The 15,748-nt window shown below is 50.7% G+C and carries 13 protein-coding genes and 1 pseudogene; 12 read left to right on the forward strand and 2 right to left on the reverse strand.

The window, feature by feature from the left end; translation table 11 throughout:
• The first annotated feature begins 79 nt into the window (after positions 1–79).
• The 5 genes from rpsO (at position 80) to ndk (ending at position 4,493) form a co-directional block, all read left to right on the forward strand.
• Positions 80–346 carry a 30S ribosomal protein S15 gene (gene rpsO / locus BLW59_RS11140; protein WP_029543446.1) on the forward strand — a complete coding sequence of 89 codons (267 nt, stop codon included), beginning with the start codon at positions 80–82 and terminating at the stop codon, positions 344–346.
• A gap of 127 nt (positions 347–473) precedes the next feature.
• Positions 474–2,543, forward strand: a complete 2,070-nt coding sequence (locus tag BLW59_RS11145) for a polyribonucleotide nucleotidyltransferase (RefSeq protein ID WP_074697844.1) — start codon at positions 474–476, stop codon at positions 2,541–2,543.
• A gap of 3 nt (positions 2,544–2,546) precedes the next feature.
• Entirely contained in the window at positions 2,547–3,389 is an 843-nt protein-coding gene (locus BLW59_RS11150) for a hypothetical protein (RefSeq protein ID WP_074697845.1), read from the forward strand.
• A gap of 111 nt (positions 3,390–3,500) precedes the next feature.
• Positions 3,501–4,019: a gamma carbonic anhydrase family protein gene (locus BLW59_RS11155; protein ID WP_074697846.1), complete on the forward strand. Its 519-nt coding sequence runs from the start codon at positions 3,501–3,503 to the stop codon at positions 4,017–4,019.
• Between the two features lie 36 nt (positions 4,020–4,055).
• On the forward strand, positions 4,056–4,493 hold the full coding sequence (ndk, locus tag BLW59_RS11160) for a nucleoside-diphosphate kinase (RefSeq protein WP_029543453.1): 438 nt from the start codon (positions 4,056–4,058) through the stop codon (positions 4,491–4,493).
• 118 nt (positions 4,494–4,611) lie between these two features.
• Here ndk and BLW59_RS11165 read toward each other — a convergent pair whose 3' ends face one another.
• Positions 4,612–4,971: a helix-turn-helix domain-containing protein gene (locus tag BLW59_RS11165; RefSeq protein ID WP_175463415.1), complete on the reverse strand. Its 360-nt coding sequence runs from the start codon at positions 4,969–4,971 to the stop codon at positions 4,612–4,614.
• A 127-nt stretch (positions 4,972–5,098) separates the two neighbouring features.
• Here BLW59_RS11165 and BLW59_RS11170 point away from each other — a divergent pair, with 127 nt between their 5' ends.
• The 7 genes from BLW59_RS11170 (at position 5,099) to BLW59_RS11200 (ending at position 15,069) form a co-directional block, all read left to right on the forward strand.
• The gene (locus BLW59_RS11170; protein WP_074697848.1) at positions 5,099–6,382 is read left to right on the forward strand and encodes a DUF4422 domain-containing protein; all 1,284 of its coding nucleotides are present in this window, start codon (positions 5,099–5,101) and stop codon (positions 6,380–6,382) included.
• 14 nt (positions 6,383–6,396) lie between these two features.
• Entirely contained in the window at positions 6,397–6,855 is a 459-nt protein-coding gene (locus BLW59_RS11175; protein ID WP_074697849.1) for a hypothetical protein, read from the forward strand.
• A 23-nt stretch (positions 6,856–6,878) separates the two neighbouring features.
• Entirely contained in the window at positions 6,879–9,128 is a 2,250-nt protein-coding gene (locus tag BLW59_RS11180) for a hypothetical protein (protein WP_175463416.1), read from the forward strand.
• A gap of 56 nt (positions 9,129–9,184) precedes the next feature.
• Entirely contained in the window at positions 9,185–11,986 is a 2,802-nt protein-coding gene (menD, locus tag BLW59_RS11185; protein ID WP_074697851.1) for a 2-succinyl-5-enolpyruvyl-6-hydroxy-3-cyclohexene-1-carboxylic-acid synthase, read from the forward strand.
• A gap of 14 nt (positions 11,987–12,000) precedes the next feature.
• Complete coding sequence (locus BLW59_RS17985) at positions 12,001–12,612, forward strand: aldo/keto reductase (protein WP_074697852.1); 612 nt, start codon at positions 12,001–12,003, stop codon at positions 12,610–12,612.
• The gene (locus BLW59_RS17990; RefSeq protein ID WP_074697853.1) at positions 12,591–13,661 is read left to right on the forward strand and encodes a 4Fe-4S dicluster domain-containing protein; all 1,071 of its coding nucleotides are present in this window, start codon (positions 12,591–12,593) and stop codon (positions 13,659–13,661) included. The genes BLW59_RS17985 and BLW59_RS17990 overlap by 22 nt, the downstream gene beginning before the upstream one ends.
• Before the next feature lie 121 nt (positions 13,662–13,782).
• Positions 13,783–15,069 carry a DUF6270 domain-containing protein gene (locus BLW59_RS11200; RefSeq protein WP_139283649.1) on the forward strand — a complete coding sequence of 429 codons (1,287 nt, stop codon included), beginning with the start codon at positions 13,783–13,785 and terminating at the stop codon, positions 15,067–15,069.
• A gap of 395 nt (positions 15,070–15,464) precedes the next feature.
• Here the strand turns inward: BLW59_RS11200 and BLW59_RS11205 are convergent.
• Positions 15,465–15,748: pseudogene (locus BLW59_RS11205) on the reverse strand (transposase); the annotation flags it as partial.

Genomic DNA, 15,748 nt, shown 5'->3' on the forward strand with positions numbered 1-15,748 from the left:
GCCACAGCCCAGATGGCGATTCTCCAACGCGTTCTTGGCTGCAGGCGCTGAAACTTATTAATTTTAGGAGGAATTTTTCATGCTGACTCAGGAAGCAAAACAGGAAATCATCAAGAAGTACGCTGTGCACGAGGGCGACACCGGTTCTGCAGAGGTGCAGATCGCTGTGCTCACCGCCCGCATCCAGTACCTCACTGATCACCTGAAGGAGCACAAGAAGGATCATCATTCCCGTCGCGGCCTGCTGAAGATGGTCGGCCATCGCCGTCGTCTCCTCAGCTACCTCTACAAGACGGATATCGAGCGTTATCGCTCCATCATCAACAAGCTGAACCTGCGCAAGTAATTGCCCCTCAGCTTTGGGAAAGCGGGATTTTATCCCGCTTTTTTCTTTGTATGGAGGATTCTTTGATTTTTTCTAGAATATATACAACTGTTATGTAAAAAGTATCAAGATTCAGGAGGGAAACTAGATGCATAGTTTCGAAATGGAGCTGGGCGGACGCAAGCTCATCATTGAAAATGGCAAGATGGCCAAGCAGGCTAACGGCGCAGTGCTGGTGCGCTACGGCGACACGGTGGTGCTGGTGACGGCTACCGCCTCAGCAGAGCCCCGGGAGGGCGTGGATTTCTTCCCCTTGACGGTGGACTATGAGGAGAAGATGTATGCAGCAGGCAAGATCCCTGGCGGCTTCATCAAGCGTGAGGGGCGTCCTTCCAGCGATGCCATCCTCTGCGCCCGTCTCATTGACCGTCCTATCCGTCCTCTCTTCCCTGAGGGCTTCCGCAATGATGTGCAGATTGTGGCTACCGTCATGTCCGTGGAGCAGGACAATGCCCCGGAATTGGCAGCCATGATTGGCGCTTCCTGCGCCCTCACCGTGTCCGATATTCCCTTCATGGGCCCCATTGCCGGTGTGCGTGTGGGCCGGGTGAATGACGAGTTCGTCATCAACCCCACGGAGGCACAGCGGGAGGTTTCCACCCTGAACCTGACGGTGGCTGGTTCTCATGATGCTGTGATGATGGTAGAGGCAGGTGTGAGCGAACTGCCCGAGGACGTGGTGCTGGATGCCATCCTCTTTGGCCACAAGGAAATCCAGCGCCTGGTGGAGTTCCAGCAGGAAATCCAGAAGGAGTGCGGCAAGGAGAAGAAGGAAGCCAAGCTCTTCTCCGTGTCTGAGGAACTTTCTGCCGCAATCAGCGACTATGCCAAGGCCCGCCTGGATGAAGCTACCCGCAACCCGGATAAGCTGGAGCGTGATGCCAACATTGCGGAAATCAAGGCCGATACCATGGAGCATTTTCTGGCTGACTGGCCTGAGTCTGACAAGGAGATTTCCTATATCCTCTACAAGCTGGAGAAGGATATCGTCCGCCACATGATTACCCATGAGAAGATTCGTCCTGATGGACGTGCTTTGGACGAGGTGCGCCCTGTGTCCTGCGAAGTGGGCCTCCTGCCCCGCACTCATGGTTCCGGCCTCTTCACCCGCGGCCAGACCCAGATCCTGAACGTGACTACTCTTGGTGCCATCGGGGATGAGCAGATCATTGACGGCCTTGGCCCCGAGACTACCAAGCACTATATCCATCACTACAACTTCCCCGGCTACAGCGTAGGCGAGGCCAGGCCCATCCGCAGCCCGGGCCGTCGTGAGATTGGCCACGGCGCTTTGGCAGAGCGCGCTCTGGTGCCGGTCATTCCCTCTCTGGAAGAGTTCCCCTACACCATTCGCCTGGTGTCCGAGGTCTTGGAGTCCAACGGCTCCAGCTCCATGGGCAGCGTCTGCGGCAGCACCCTGTCCCTCATGAATGCCGGCGTGCCCATCAAGCGCCCTGTGTCCGGTGTGGCTATGGGCCTGGTGAAGGATGGGGATGCTTATACCATCCTGACGGATATCCAGGGCATGGAAGATGCTCTTGGCGATATGGACTTCAAGGTGGCAGGCACGGAAAAGGGTGTCACCGCCATCCAGATGGACATCAAGATTGCAGGCATCACCCGTGAGATTCTCCATGCTGCTCTGGAGCAGGCCAAGCGCGGCCGTGCTTTCATCCTGGGCAAGATGCTGGAGTGCATCCCCGAGCCTGCCAAGGACCTCTCTCCCTATGCTCCCCGGGTGGAGACTGTCACCATCAAGGTGGACAAGATTCGCGATGTCATCGGCACCGGCGGCAAGGTGGTGCGCAAGATTACCGAGGAAACCGGCGTGCAGATGGACATCCACGAGGATGGCAATATCTTCATCACTTCCAACGATGCAGAGGGCATGAAGCGTGCCAAGGAAATGATTGAGGAAATCGTCCATGAAATTGAAGTGGGCGAGGTCTACACTGGCAAGGTCACCCGCCTCATGAAGTTCGGTGCCTTTGTGGAGCTTCTGCCTGGTCGAGAGGGTCTCTGCCACATCTCCCAGCTGGCCAAGCGCCGTGTTGAGAAGGTGGAGGACGTGGTGCAGGAAGGCGACCAGCTCCAGGTGAAGGTAGTGGAGATTGACGACAAAGGCCGTGTGAACGTCAGCCACAAGGCTATGCTGTAATCCATGGAAATAAAAGTGCGTGTGCCCGGCTCCTGCGGGGAGCTGGTGCAGGGTATCTATCAGGGGGAGCCTTATCTCATCACCTGCCCTATTGAGGCCTATACCGAAGTGGTAGTTTCAGACAGCTGGCAGGGCCTTGAGGGTCTGGGGGAGAAATCCCGGCAGGCCCTGGGGCTTGCGCTGAAGTATCTGGGGGAAGAGTCTTTTCCTTACGGCATGAGATTAAAGAGCCAATTGCCCCATGGCAAGGGTATGGCTTCCTCCAGTGCAGATATAGCCGCCGTCTGTGGGGCAGCTGCCGCTGCCCTGGGCAGGAAATTATCTCCTGAGGAAATCCTGAGGCTGGCGGTGGCTATTGAGCCTACTGATCCCATCTTTTTCCCAGGGCTGGTATGTGCCAACCAGATGGAGGGCAGGATTTTTGCCCAGTATCATACTTTCCCACGCCTGTGGATAAGCATTTTTGACACAGGCGGCAGGGTGGATACCGTCAGTTTCCATGACCATGCCAGACAGGTGGGGGCAGAAATGCCGCCACCTGTCTTTATATCAGGGTCACGGCAGAGGGCGGAAAAACAACTGGCAGAGGCTGCTACCAAAAGTGCTCTGGCCAATGAGGCTGGTTTGCCAAAACCCTGCTTAGGGGAGCTGCTGGAGACAGCGCTAAACAAGGGGGCATTCGGAGTCAATGCTGCCCACAGCGGCACGGTGCTGGGAGTGCTCTGGTCCGAGGCCATGGGGGAGGAAGCTATAGCCAATGCTTCTGCTGCTATAGCTGAAGAGCTTCCCAAGCTGAAGTTCTGGGGACAGACCAGACTTTCCTCTGGCGGTATTTTCTATGAATAATGTTTCCGCTCTTTGGGGCGGGCTTGAAAAATTTCAAAAAAGCAGGTATAATAAGAAAGAAGAAAAAACAAGAAATGGGATTTAATTGCTAAGCACGAGGAGGCGGCAATTATGGGCAATATTTTACCTTATAACTCCATCATGCCGAAACTGGGCGAGAATGTCTTCGTAGCCCCCACAGCCACCGTGGCAGGGGACGTTACCATAGGAGATGACAGCAGTGTTTGGTTCGGTGCTGTGGTGCGTGGAGACTTCCAGCCTGTCATCATCGGCAAGGGCACCAATGTGCAGGATAATGCCATCGTTCATGTCATGGGGGACAAGCCTACAATTATTGGCGATGGGGTCACCATCGGCCATGGTGCCATCATCCATTGCGGGCGTATCGGCAACAACTGCCTGGTGGGCATGGGAACCATCGTCCTGGGGTACACGGACATTGGGGATAATGTCATCATCGGTGCCGCCAGCCTCATCACCCAGCACAAGAAGATTCCTTCCAATTCCCTGGTCTTTGGCAATCCAGCCAAGATCATACGCGGCCTGCGTGAGGATGAAATAGAAGCCCTGAAGGAGTCTGCCGAGAATTATGCCAAGATGGCGCAAAAATACAAGGCTGAAATCTTGTAATAGAAGCAGCAATTTGAAAAGCAAGGAGTTGTACTAATGGAGAAAACTTTAGTCCTGATCAAGCCCGATGCCTTTGCCAAGCATTACAGCGGCGACATTATCAAACGCTACGAGGAGGAAGGCTTTCGCATTGTGGCCATGAAGCTCATGAAGATGGACGAGCGCCTGGCTTCCATCCATTATGCTGAGCATATCGGCCAGTATTATTATGAGGATTTGGTGGGCTTCATGACTTCTGCTCCCCTTATCGCCATCGTGCTGGAGGGAGAAGATGCCATTGCCCGGGTGCGGCAGCTCCATGGCAAGACCAACCCCAAGGATGCTGAAGAGGGCACCATCAGGAAGCTCTACGCTTCCAGCGGCAGCCGCAATGCTGTCCACGCCTCTGACAGCCCGGAGAACGCCCAGAGGGAGATTCATATCTTCTTCAATGAAACTGAAATCCTTGATGGGGAGTATCATCCGAAAGATTAGGGCGTGTTGATTAATTCACTCAGCTCATTTAATCAACGAGCCCTAAAAAGCATAGCAAAACGGCCATCGGCAAGTCTAAAAGATTTGCTGATGGCCATTTTTTATTTGACACGGTGGATTACGAAGCCGCGTTCTTTTTTTGTTTGCAATTCTGTTCCTTGAGGTAAAGGGACTCAAGCACTGTGTCCAAGGTTTCCCTGCTGAGAGGCGGCAAGGTGCGGTATTTCTTGACCAGCAGTTCCTCAGAAGCCGAGAGAGCAAAGGCCTCTGCAGGACGCGAGACAGCTCCGCTCCTACCCAGCAGATAGTCAGTAGTAACCTGGAAGAAATCCGCCAGCTTCAGGAGGATTTCCGTGTCCATGTTCCGCTTGCCCTGTTCCCATTGGGAGATAGTATTCTGTGCTACGTTGAAAATCTTGCTGAATTCTTTTTGGCTCATATTCCGCTCTTTTCGCAGCTCTGCGAGCTTATTCTGCAAGTCCAACACCTCCCTTGAGTACATTATCTCATTTAGGGATAGGACTTTCATCTGATATCTCAACATGAGTTGACAGAAGCGGAAAATCTTTATATAATCTCATAATGATATAAAAGGAGCGGTGGATATGGAGAACCCGGAAAATCAGCTTAAGCATGAACTCATTCTCTATGGCAGAGGTCTGATTGCAGAGGCGTACTTCCGCTACCTGTCCCGAAAGGAACAGGCGGGAGAGGTCATGTGTTTTGCTGTGACCACCATGAACGGCCAGGGAGACACTTACTGCGGAAGGCCTTGTCTGGAAATTGAGCCGGCTTTGGCAAAATTCCCGCAGGCAGAGGTACATCTGGCTTTGCAGGAAAAATATCATGGGGAAGTCGTTTCCCTGCTGGAGAAGCTGGGGAGAAGGCCGGAACGGGTTATTGGCCTCCATTGCATGACGGAATTATTGGGAGAGCAGGGAATAAGGGAAATCAGCACCGCTTGTTCGGAATTAACGGTAAGGCGCAATCCCCATGACTATTCCATGCTGGAAATCGCTGCTAGTGAGCATCCGGAAGAAAAGTTCACTTTTTACCCCATGACTCAAGTGCCTTTATCACCAGAGGATATGGCAAAGATGCGTAGTTATGTGCAGGGAAATTTTTTCGAGGGCTGGGGTGGCATAAAAGATTTGGCAAAGTCTGCTTCAAGGCTTGATGAAAATGTCCTTTACATAGCTATGGCTTCTTCTGCCAAGGATGCCCTGGTCAGTCATGAGGGGCTGCCGGATTATGTACACACCGTGCTGGGAGGAGCCGCGGCCTATGAGGGGCAGCGCTCTGGAGAACTGGCATATGATGATGAAGGGAGAAATATCTCTCTTTACAATAATCTTTATTCGGAACTGACAGTTGCATACTGGCTGTGGCAGAAAGCACCGCAGACTAAGTACCTGGGGTTATGCCATTACCGCAGGCATTTTGTGCTGCCTGCGGAAGTGCAGGGGGCTATAGCCAAAGGGGAGATAGACGTCCTTCTTACCCGCCCACGCCTTACTTTTCCAAGCGTGCGGGAATACTTTGCGAATCTACCTGTCACCACCATGGACGAGCTGGACTATGAAACAATGCTCAGATTGATAGAGAGTGAAGATTCTGAGCTGGCGAAGTTTTCAAGGGATTTCTTGGAGGGCCAGATACATTTTCCCAATAATATGGTAATTGCCAGGCGGGAGATTTACCTGGACTACTGCAGCTTCATGTTCAAAATATTGCAGGGCATGCAGGAGTATTATGCTGGAGAAGGAGTCCTCCGCCCTGACAGATACCTTGGCTATGTGGGAGAACTGCTGACTACTGTGTATTTTGCCTGCCATCGAGGGAAATACCGCACTGCCTATATAGATTACAAACTGTTGAAAGAGATTTGAAGGAGAGATACTGCATGAAATTCACAGAGGAAACAGAGCTGAAGGAATTTTTCGGCGGGATAGACAGGGTGGCTTTCTACGGCGTAGGGGGCATGGGGAAGAACCTCTATGTCTATCTGAAAGACCACGGCTGGGACAGGAAGCTGGCGTTCTTCATTGTCACCAAGAAGAACGTGGAAGAATTCTGGGGCGCCCCGGTGAAGGAAGTCTCCGAGCTGGATGAGGAGGAGCGCCACCTTCCTGTGGTGATTGCCACCAGAAAGAACTTCCACGACAGCATCTACGGTTCCCTGGGGGCCATCGGGGCCACAGATATCCACACCTTGAGCGAGAGCCTGCTGAATCATGTGGAGTACCTGGCCAACCAGTCTGCCCAGTGTGACCTGGGACCGGCCAAAAAGCGCCATGCTGCCTGGCTGAAGCGCAAGCACCGCATCGAGACTATCTGGAAGCTGGGCAAGGTCGGCAAATGAAGCAGAAGGAGAAAGATAAGAGGATGGAAGATATCAAGACTTATGCACTGCAGAGCATCGTGCTGCCGGACGGAGATTTCAGCGAGCAGGAGGAGCTCTTCTATCGGGAAAAGGATTTCTTTGGGGAACTGGATGGGCAGATGGTGCAGGGGCACCTCTGCTCCTTCGACACCTGGATGAATCTCTTTGCCGCAGAGAAATGGTATCAGTACTGCGAGCTGGGCAACCTTTATCTGCGCATTGCCGGCAAGGGCAAGTGCCGCCTGGATATATTGGGGCATACTCTCTCAGTCATTCACGGCGTGATGTCGGAGACCATGACTTCTGTGGCCTGTGACCTGGGGGAGGGCGGCTCCATGCTGGTGCCCGTCCCTGCTGCCGATGAGGCAGAGGGGATTTCCCTGCGTATTTTCTGCGAAGCAGGCGGCTTCAAAATGGAAGAAGCTGCCTGGTGCACAGATGCAGCGCCGCAGAGGCAGCATCGGCTGGCCATTGCCTGCTGCACTTACAAGCGCGAGCGCTATGTGACCAAGAACATCAGGAAATTCCAGAGCCTGATGGCAGCCCATCCGGAACTGAAGGGCAAGCTCCATATGTTCGTCTCCGACAACGGCCAAAGCCTGCCGCTGGAACTGGGGGATGAGCATGTGGACATCCTGCCCAACATGAACGCGGGCGGAGCAGGGGGCTTTGCCCGCGGGCTCATGGCAGCCAATGATGGCGGCTACACCCGCTGCATCTTCATGGATGACGATGTGGAGCTCTGCACCGAGGCTTTCCTGCGCTCCCTGGCCCTCTGCGAATACTTCAAGGAAGAGTACAAGGATGCCTTCGTCAACGGCGCCATGATGAACCTCTTTGAGAGGAATATCTGTTCCGAGAGCATCACCATCAGAAACGCCTTCTGGCTGAAGCCCTATCATGGGCAGGTAGATGTGAGCGACCTCTACAATACCATGAAATGTCTCAATGTCACCGAGGATATCTACGAGAAAACTTTCGTGAGCTCATCCTGGTGGTTCGCCTGCTTCAGCCTTGACCTTTACCGAGGGGAGTACCCTATCCCCTGCTTCATCCGCGGGGATGACTGCGAGTGGAGCTGGCGCCGCCTGGGTGTGCAGCATGTGTCCCTGAACGGCATCTGCGTCTGGCACACGCCCTTTGACTTCAACACCCGCCGCATGATCGACCACTACTTCCTGCCCCGCAACATGTTCCTGGTGCACAGCAATTACAACCCGGACTTCAAGGACGAATGGTACGGTTATATCAACGGCTTCTTCCGCCATTTTATGGAGACCTATAACTATGTATCAGCAGAACTTATCCTGTCTGCTTTGAGGGAAATCCTGAAAGGCTGGGAGAGCTTTGCGGAAGATCCAGTCAGAATGATGGGGCGGTTGCAGGCTATCTGCAAAAAGGCGGAAATAAAGACCTGCAAGAATATCCGCACGCTGGAAGATGTGCGTGACATTGGTTCCGGCGGCAAGTCTGTGGGTAAAAAGGGTATCGTTGTGGACTGGTTCCCCTCGGAAAACGTGTTCAAGGACAAGAAGAAGGTGGAGGCATACAATCTTGTCACACGCAAATGCGATATACGCAGGCCTAATCGCTTGAAGCAGGAGTGGCAGGAAGAGGAATACGACCTGCAGATTTTACGCATCCAGTTGTACTTTGATGCTATTCGGGACAACCTGCGGGAAGGTTTGCCGAAACTTACGAACAGAGAATTCTGGGACGAGTATTTGGAGTTGGCAGAAACTAAAGGCAGTGTCAAGCCTGAAAATACAGCTGAAATACAGGAAGTGGCTGTCCAGGAGGGCATAGATCTGCGGGTAGCATTGGAGGATGCCATTATCTACATGGACGATGGGTCGCTGACAGTTGACAAATTAAAGGAGGCAATGCGGGAAGCAGTGCGTCATCAGATGGTGCAGGCGCTGGAGCATTACTTTGCAGAAAACTGGCAGCAAGCCCAGGACAGCACCGAAGCAGCGGCTGAACTGGCAGCAAGGGAAACCACGCTCAGGGTATCTGCAACTGGCATAAAAGAAGCCGCCAGCGGCATGGACTACCTGCTTTCTTATGAAAATGCAGCAAAAGAACTGGCACAGTGGAAGAAAAACGACATGTACTTCCTGTGCGGCTTGATACGCTTCCAGCAAGAGCATGAAGTCTCTGAGGAAAATGTGGCATTCCTGAGGGAGTGCCTGGATGAGGCAGCGAAGATGTATTCTGACTTTAGGAATGCGGTCGTGGCGGATGTGAGATAACGCACTGGAAGTATGTGGCGCAATAAAGACATATTGCAGAGAGGAGAGTTGTCCTGATGGGACAGGAGAAGAAATACGATGTGGGGATCTATGGCCTGTGGTATGGCAACAACTATGGGAGCATGATCACCTACTATGCGCTTGATTGTGTTCTGAGAGGCATGGGACGTTCCACTGTCATGATACGCAATCCTTTGGGAAACCCGAATTTGGATATAGATTCGCTCCCTGTATCCCATCAGCTGCGCTTTGCCAAAAAGCATTACGAGATAACCCCGTTTTATCCCTTGGGGCAGATGCATGAGCTGAACAAGATTTGCGACACTTTCCTGGTAGGCTCTGACCAGATGTGGAACTACCACCTCAGCCGCCCCTACCAGCAGAGCTATTTCCTTGAATTTGCTGACAGGGACAAGAATATGATTTCCTATGCCACTTCCTTCGGTCATTATCCCTACAATGGCCCGCGTGAGGAAATGGACAAGATCCGCAGGAATCTCTCAAGATTCCATGCTATCTCTGTGCGGGACAACTTTTCCCTGAGAATACTGCAGGAGGATATGGGGCTGAAAGCAGAGCAGAAGCTAGATCCTGTCTTCCTGTGCAAGCGGGAGGATTATGAAAAGCTCATAGCAGAGGAGCAGCACCCGGAGGATTTCAATTACATTTTTGCTTATATCATGGATCCGCGTCCTGAGATAGGCAATAGCCTGCGGGCAGCCATGGACAAGACAGGCAAGAAACTGAAGCTGATCTTTGACAAGGGCAGGGACAAGCCAAAGGCTATAGAGAGCCTGGCTCTGAGCGATGACCGTTTGGAGATCATCGAAGACCCCACTCTTTCCCAGTGGCTGAACTGCTTCAAGAATGCAGACCTTGTCATGACGGACTCCTTCCACGGCACTTGCTTCTCCATCATTTTCGAGAAGGAATTCGTGACACTCCGCAACAACGGCAGGGGCGGCGCACGTTTCACCGACCTGCTGGCGCCTTTGGGCCTCGCGAGCCGCATGGTGGAAAGGCCGGAGGATATGGTCAGGCCGCTGGAAGTGCCGGAGGATGAGCGCAGGATTGACTATGCCCAGGTATTCAAAAAGGCAGAAGCAATGAAGCAGGAGGCTATGGCTTGGCTGAAAAGTGCTCTGGATATGGAGGACTGGAAGAAGCAGCTGGCTGCCATGCTGGTGCTGCCTCCTGCTCCTGCCGGCCCTGATCCTGAAGTGGAGCGCCTGCACGGCAATCCGGAGTTCATCAAGATCAGGATACTGGCTACTCTTTTGAGAGACTATGGGGTAAGGCATGTGGTGCTTTCTCCTGGTGGCCGGGATGTTCCCTTGGTGCGCATGTTTGAATACAATGCTGGCTCCTTTGTCCTCCACCGTGTCACTGACGAGCGCAGCGCTGCTTATTTTGGCTTGGGCATTGCGTCCCGTCTGCAGCGTCCTGTGGCCTGTGTCTGCACCAGCGGCACGGCGGCCAGCAACTACCTGCCTGCTGTTACGGAAGCATACTTTACAGGTGTGCCTCTGATTATGATTACGGCAGACAGGCATGAAGTCTATCACGGTCAGGGGGAAGACCAGACTATTCCCCAGCACCATATCTATGACGGAGTGGTGAAAAAATCAATCACCATCACGGAGGCAGTGGGATATAACGCCGAATATCAGACCCGCCGCGACGTGTCGGACTGCATACTGGAAACCACCCATAACGGTCTTGGCCCTGTGCATATCAATATTGCCCTTGCCAATCCTTTCATGGGCTCCAGGGTTGAGCGCGTGCATTGGAAACTGCTGCCCAGATTCCCCCACAGGCTCATGCGTGTCAGCATGGATGATGGCGATGCAACAGTGATGCGCTGGGTAGACTCCTTGCGAAGATCTCCGCGCATTCTGGTGGTTTATGGGCAGAACGTGCCTCCCACGGAAAAACAGAAGGCATATATAGAATTGTTCGCCAAAAAATACAACTGCGTATTCATAGCAGACACCATCGGCAATCTGGACAGTCCCTGCTGCCTGAAGCCTCATAATATGCTGCGCTCCATATCCCAGCAGGAATTCAATGAGAAGCTGACCCCGGATATCTTGATCACGGTGGGGGGCAAGCGGCTTATGAATGATCCTCTGACGGTTAAGGTGCGAAATGGTTCTCGTAATATCCGCCATTGGGATGTCATTCCCAGCGGCAGGGTGAAGGATTTCTATTTCCGCGAGAGCTCCATCCTGGAAATGAGCCAGGATTTCTTCTTCGAGTGGTTTGCATCACATGCCGGTGACATAGAAAACAATGGGGAGTATTTCAATCAGTGGAAAAAGCTGACTGAAAGTTATCCTACTCCGATAGTGGAAAGGTTCTACTCTCAGTATGTGCAGAGCCGCTTCCTGCCCAGCATCCCGGAAAACTCCTTCCTGCATCTGGGGGTAGGAGAGACTTTCATCACTTGCCGCAGGTATCCTCTCCAGAAAGGCGTAGAGGCATACTGCAACATGGGCACCAACGGCATTGACGGCTGCACCTCCACCTTCATGGGGCAGTGTGCCGCAGAGCCGGATCGGCTGTGCTTCCTCATGGTAGGAGATCTGTCCTTCTTCTATGATATGAACAGCATTTGGAACAAGAACCTGACTAAGAATATGCGTATCATCATGGTGAACAACAATGGCACAGGACTGCTGCGCAATCATAACCTGAGGGGGATTTCCTCAGTGCACAATACGGAAGCCAAAGGCTGGGTGGAATCCACCGGGTTTGAGTACATCAGTGCGAGAACCAAAGAAGAGTTTGAAGAGAAGCTGCCTTACTTCATCAGCGACAAGCCGGAGCGGGCCGTGTTCTTTGAGGTGCTTTGCTGAATCAGGAGAGTGACATGAAGACTTTTCAGGAAATAAAAGGCAAGCTGGGCTTCGGCACTCTGCGTCTGCCACAGACTGAGGACAAGCAGGTGGATATTCCCCTGCTGTCTAAGATGGTGGACTGCTATATGGAGAATGGCTTCAATTATTTTGATGTGGCATTTGCCTATATGGGTGGCAAGTGTGAAGAATCCATCAGGGAGAGCCTGGTAAAGCGCTATCCCAGGGAGTCTTTTGTGCTGACTGACAAGCTTACCTATGTCTTCTTCAATAAAGAGGAAGACATCCGTCCTTTTTTCCAGCGTCAGTTGGATAATGCGGGCGTGGAGTATTTTGACTTCTATCTCATGCATGCCCTTACCAGAAAGCGCTATGAGAAGTTCAGGAAATGCAATGCCTTTGAGGTGGCCAAGGCCCTGAAGGCGGAGGGGAAGATACGCCATCTGGGCATCTCCTTCCACGACAAGGCAGATTTCTTGGAAGAACTGCTCGCTGGGCATCCCGAGATTGAGGTGGTGCAGATACAGTTCAACTATGCGGATATGATTCACCTGCCATTGAGAGCCGCAAGGTCTACGAGATATGCAGAAAGTTCCGCAAGCCCATGTTTGTCATGGAGCCGGTGAAAGGCGGCAGCCTGCAAAGGCTTCCACCCGATGCCGGGGAAGTTTTTGACAAGCTGAACCAAAAGCACGGCACAAGCCACAGCTATGCCAGCTACGCCCTGCGCTTCGTGGCAGGATTTGAAGGCATCGAAGTGATCCTCTCGGGCATGAACGCCATGGAGCAGATGCAGGAAAACGTGCAGTTCATGAAGACTATTGCTCCCTTGTCATCGGAGGAGCAGGAAGCCATTCAGCAGGTCAGGGAAATCTTCAATTCCAAGCAGATGATACAATGTACAGCCTGCCGCTATTGTACGGACGAATGCCCGAAGCATATTCTCATTCCGGACATGTTTGCCTGCTTCAATCAGAAGAAGATTTTCAACCACTGGAATCAGGCCTATTATTACAACAATGTCCTGACTGTCAATAACCCGAAAGCCTCAGATTGCCTGAGGTGCGGAAAATGCGAGGCGGCTTGTCCCCAGCACCTGCCCATCAGGGACCTGCTGGTGGAGGTGGCCAATGAATTTGAGCCGCATATAGCTGATATGAAGCCTGGGGAAAAAGGGTATCAGGAAGCATTATGGGCAGTGAGCAACCGCATCTGCTTTCTCGGCAAGGGCAATATATTCAAGCCAGAGGGGTATGTAAGAAAGCTGGATGTTGCTGTCTATCTCTGGCGCCTGGCAGGAAGGCCGGCGTATGAGGGGAAGGCTTATGCTGTCAAGGATATTCCGCCTGATTTCAAATTCCGCGAGGCAGTCCAGTGGGGGCTGGGCAAGGGACTCTTTTTCCTGGACAAGGAAGGAAAGTTTCATCCAGGCAAGAACTGCAAGCGCTTGGATGCAATCGTTTATCTCTGGAGATGGTCAGGTAGGCCTGAGGTGGAAGAGACAGAGCTTGAGGCTTCTGATTACAAAGATGGTGCCTTTGTCAAAGCTGTGCTTTGGGCAATGGAGAAGAAGATTGTGTTGCTGGATAAGGAGCAAAGGCTTCAGCCCCAGGAGTTGATTGACAGGAGGATGACTGTGCAGTTCATGCATAAGGTCAATCAAAATAAGGGGTAGAAGGGAATATTTGAAATAAATGACGGCGTTTAATATAGCTCAGCCCAATAGTCCTGATAATGAATTGCCAATTCTGCCGTTGCTGTTTATGCAGCCAATGAAAAGAAAATAGGAATAATATATGGATGAGACAGTTAAAGTAAATGTATTGGGATGTTGCACTTCAAGGGATATATTTCCTTCATCTCAAAAGGAGTTTGAGGTTCAACAATGTATAACTATTGCTTCTCCAATGTCAAGTGCTTTTCCAAAACCAGCTAAGCCCATGGTGCGAGAAGATTTGGCTGGATTCAAGGCAAGCGCGGGCTTGAATTATAGAAGCAGAGTTACTATGTTGGATAATAATAAAGCATGCTTTGAATATATTGGAGCAGAGCCAAGCGACTATATTGTAGTAGATATAGCAGATATTAGACTATCAATTGTCCATTATGGGGGGGCGACTGTCTCTCAGACGGGGTTTATTGTTTCAAATCAAAAAGAGTTTAAGCGTGTCTTTGGGGAATTTTCTGTCCAAAGGTTTGACGAATTCTCTGATCAGGAATGGGAAGATTGCATCCGCAAATATTGCAAATGTATATTAAATCTGTATCCGGCTGAGAGAATCGTACTAAACGAAGTAGTGCTAGGGGAAGAGTATGTTAGCAAGCAAGGACGAATATGTGCTTTTCCTAAAACGACACAGATTAAGCGGCAGAAGATAAATCATTATTTGGATAGTCTATATCTGATTTGCGAAGAAGAATTAAAAGGATGCCATGTGCTGAAAATGCCGAAAGGAATAATAGCAGACGCACGACATAAATTCGGTTTGCATCCTCTGCATTTCCATAGATTATATTATGAGTATGGATTAGCCGCCATGAAGATTGTGGCCGATGATTTGGATGGGAAAGAATGCAGATTGGCAACGCTTCATGAGTACTACAGCGAAAAATTCACTACATTGAGATTGAGTTTAGAAAAAAGAATTTATTTATTTGATAATAATAAACTTAAAGCATATATGGACTATTTTTTGTATCTTCTGCAGCATCCTGAAGAATCTATGGGAAGCGTGATTAGGTTCGTCCAAGAACATGGTATAAGAAGTGTTGCTTTATATGGGGATTTCAAATCAACAGAAGCATTGATGTTCTATCTGGATAAAGCCAATGTGTCGGTTGATTATATAATTGGAATGTGGAATCATCATAAAGGAATCAAATTGGTACGTCCTGCAAAAGAAGGAGAGAACTACCCAGAAACAGGTTCGATAATTAATTGCGATGTTATGAATCTGCTTAATGGTAGTGAAGCTTTGAGAAAGGTAACCTCTATTCCTGTGTATGATATTTATGATATTTTACCCAATGAGCAACTCTTTATTGACAGTATGCAAACGTATTTTCATTTGGAAAAATCATAAATTTAATCCTGATAAACATGTCAGCATATTGGATATAGCGGTCTATGTATGGCATATGGCAGGTAAGCCAGCCTGTCAGTGTAGGACTTATTTACATTTAAATGTGAATTAGAAAAGTCGACAGTCTAAATGAGAATGGGTAGCTGTTGGTGTTGAGGTGATGGGAAATGCTTTTACACAAAGCTGGAATACCGTAGCTTGAAAGCGTATGGGAAAATTGGCGCAGAAAACACTAGCCCTTGAAAAAATATTTTTTTCAGGGTTCAAGCACGCTTACGCCAGGCATCTACGTGGATGACGGATATTATGGCGAATAACCTAACTCAAACTTCGCACAAGAGAAACAGGCCAGCACCTGTGTGCGGTGTAGAGCCATGACTCCTAGAAAGTCTACCTCATGCACAGCGTTTCAAACACTTGTTCCATAAATTCGGCAGATTTTCCAAGAACAAATCGAGCATCATGTCCAGTTCCTTTTCCATAAAAAACGTCTTTCCCTTTACCGTAGCAATAAGTTCTTTCAAGAGCAACACCAAGGCATCGAGATAACGCAGATCCTGCAATTCGTCATAAGCGAGATAGAATAGCTCACCTATGCTCCGTTTATCGACATTCCGGCGCTGCTCTAGTGACAACATCATATACCTTGCAAATACAACGGATACATGTGATGTCATTG

The sequence above is a fragment of the Selenomonas sp. KH1T6 genome (genome assembly GCF_900108415.1).
Lineage (GTDB): Bacteria > Bacillota > Negativicutes > Selenomonadales > Selenomonadaceae > Selenomonas_B > Selenomonas_B ruminantium_A.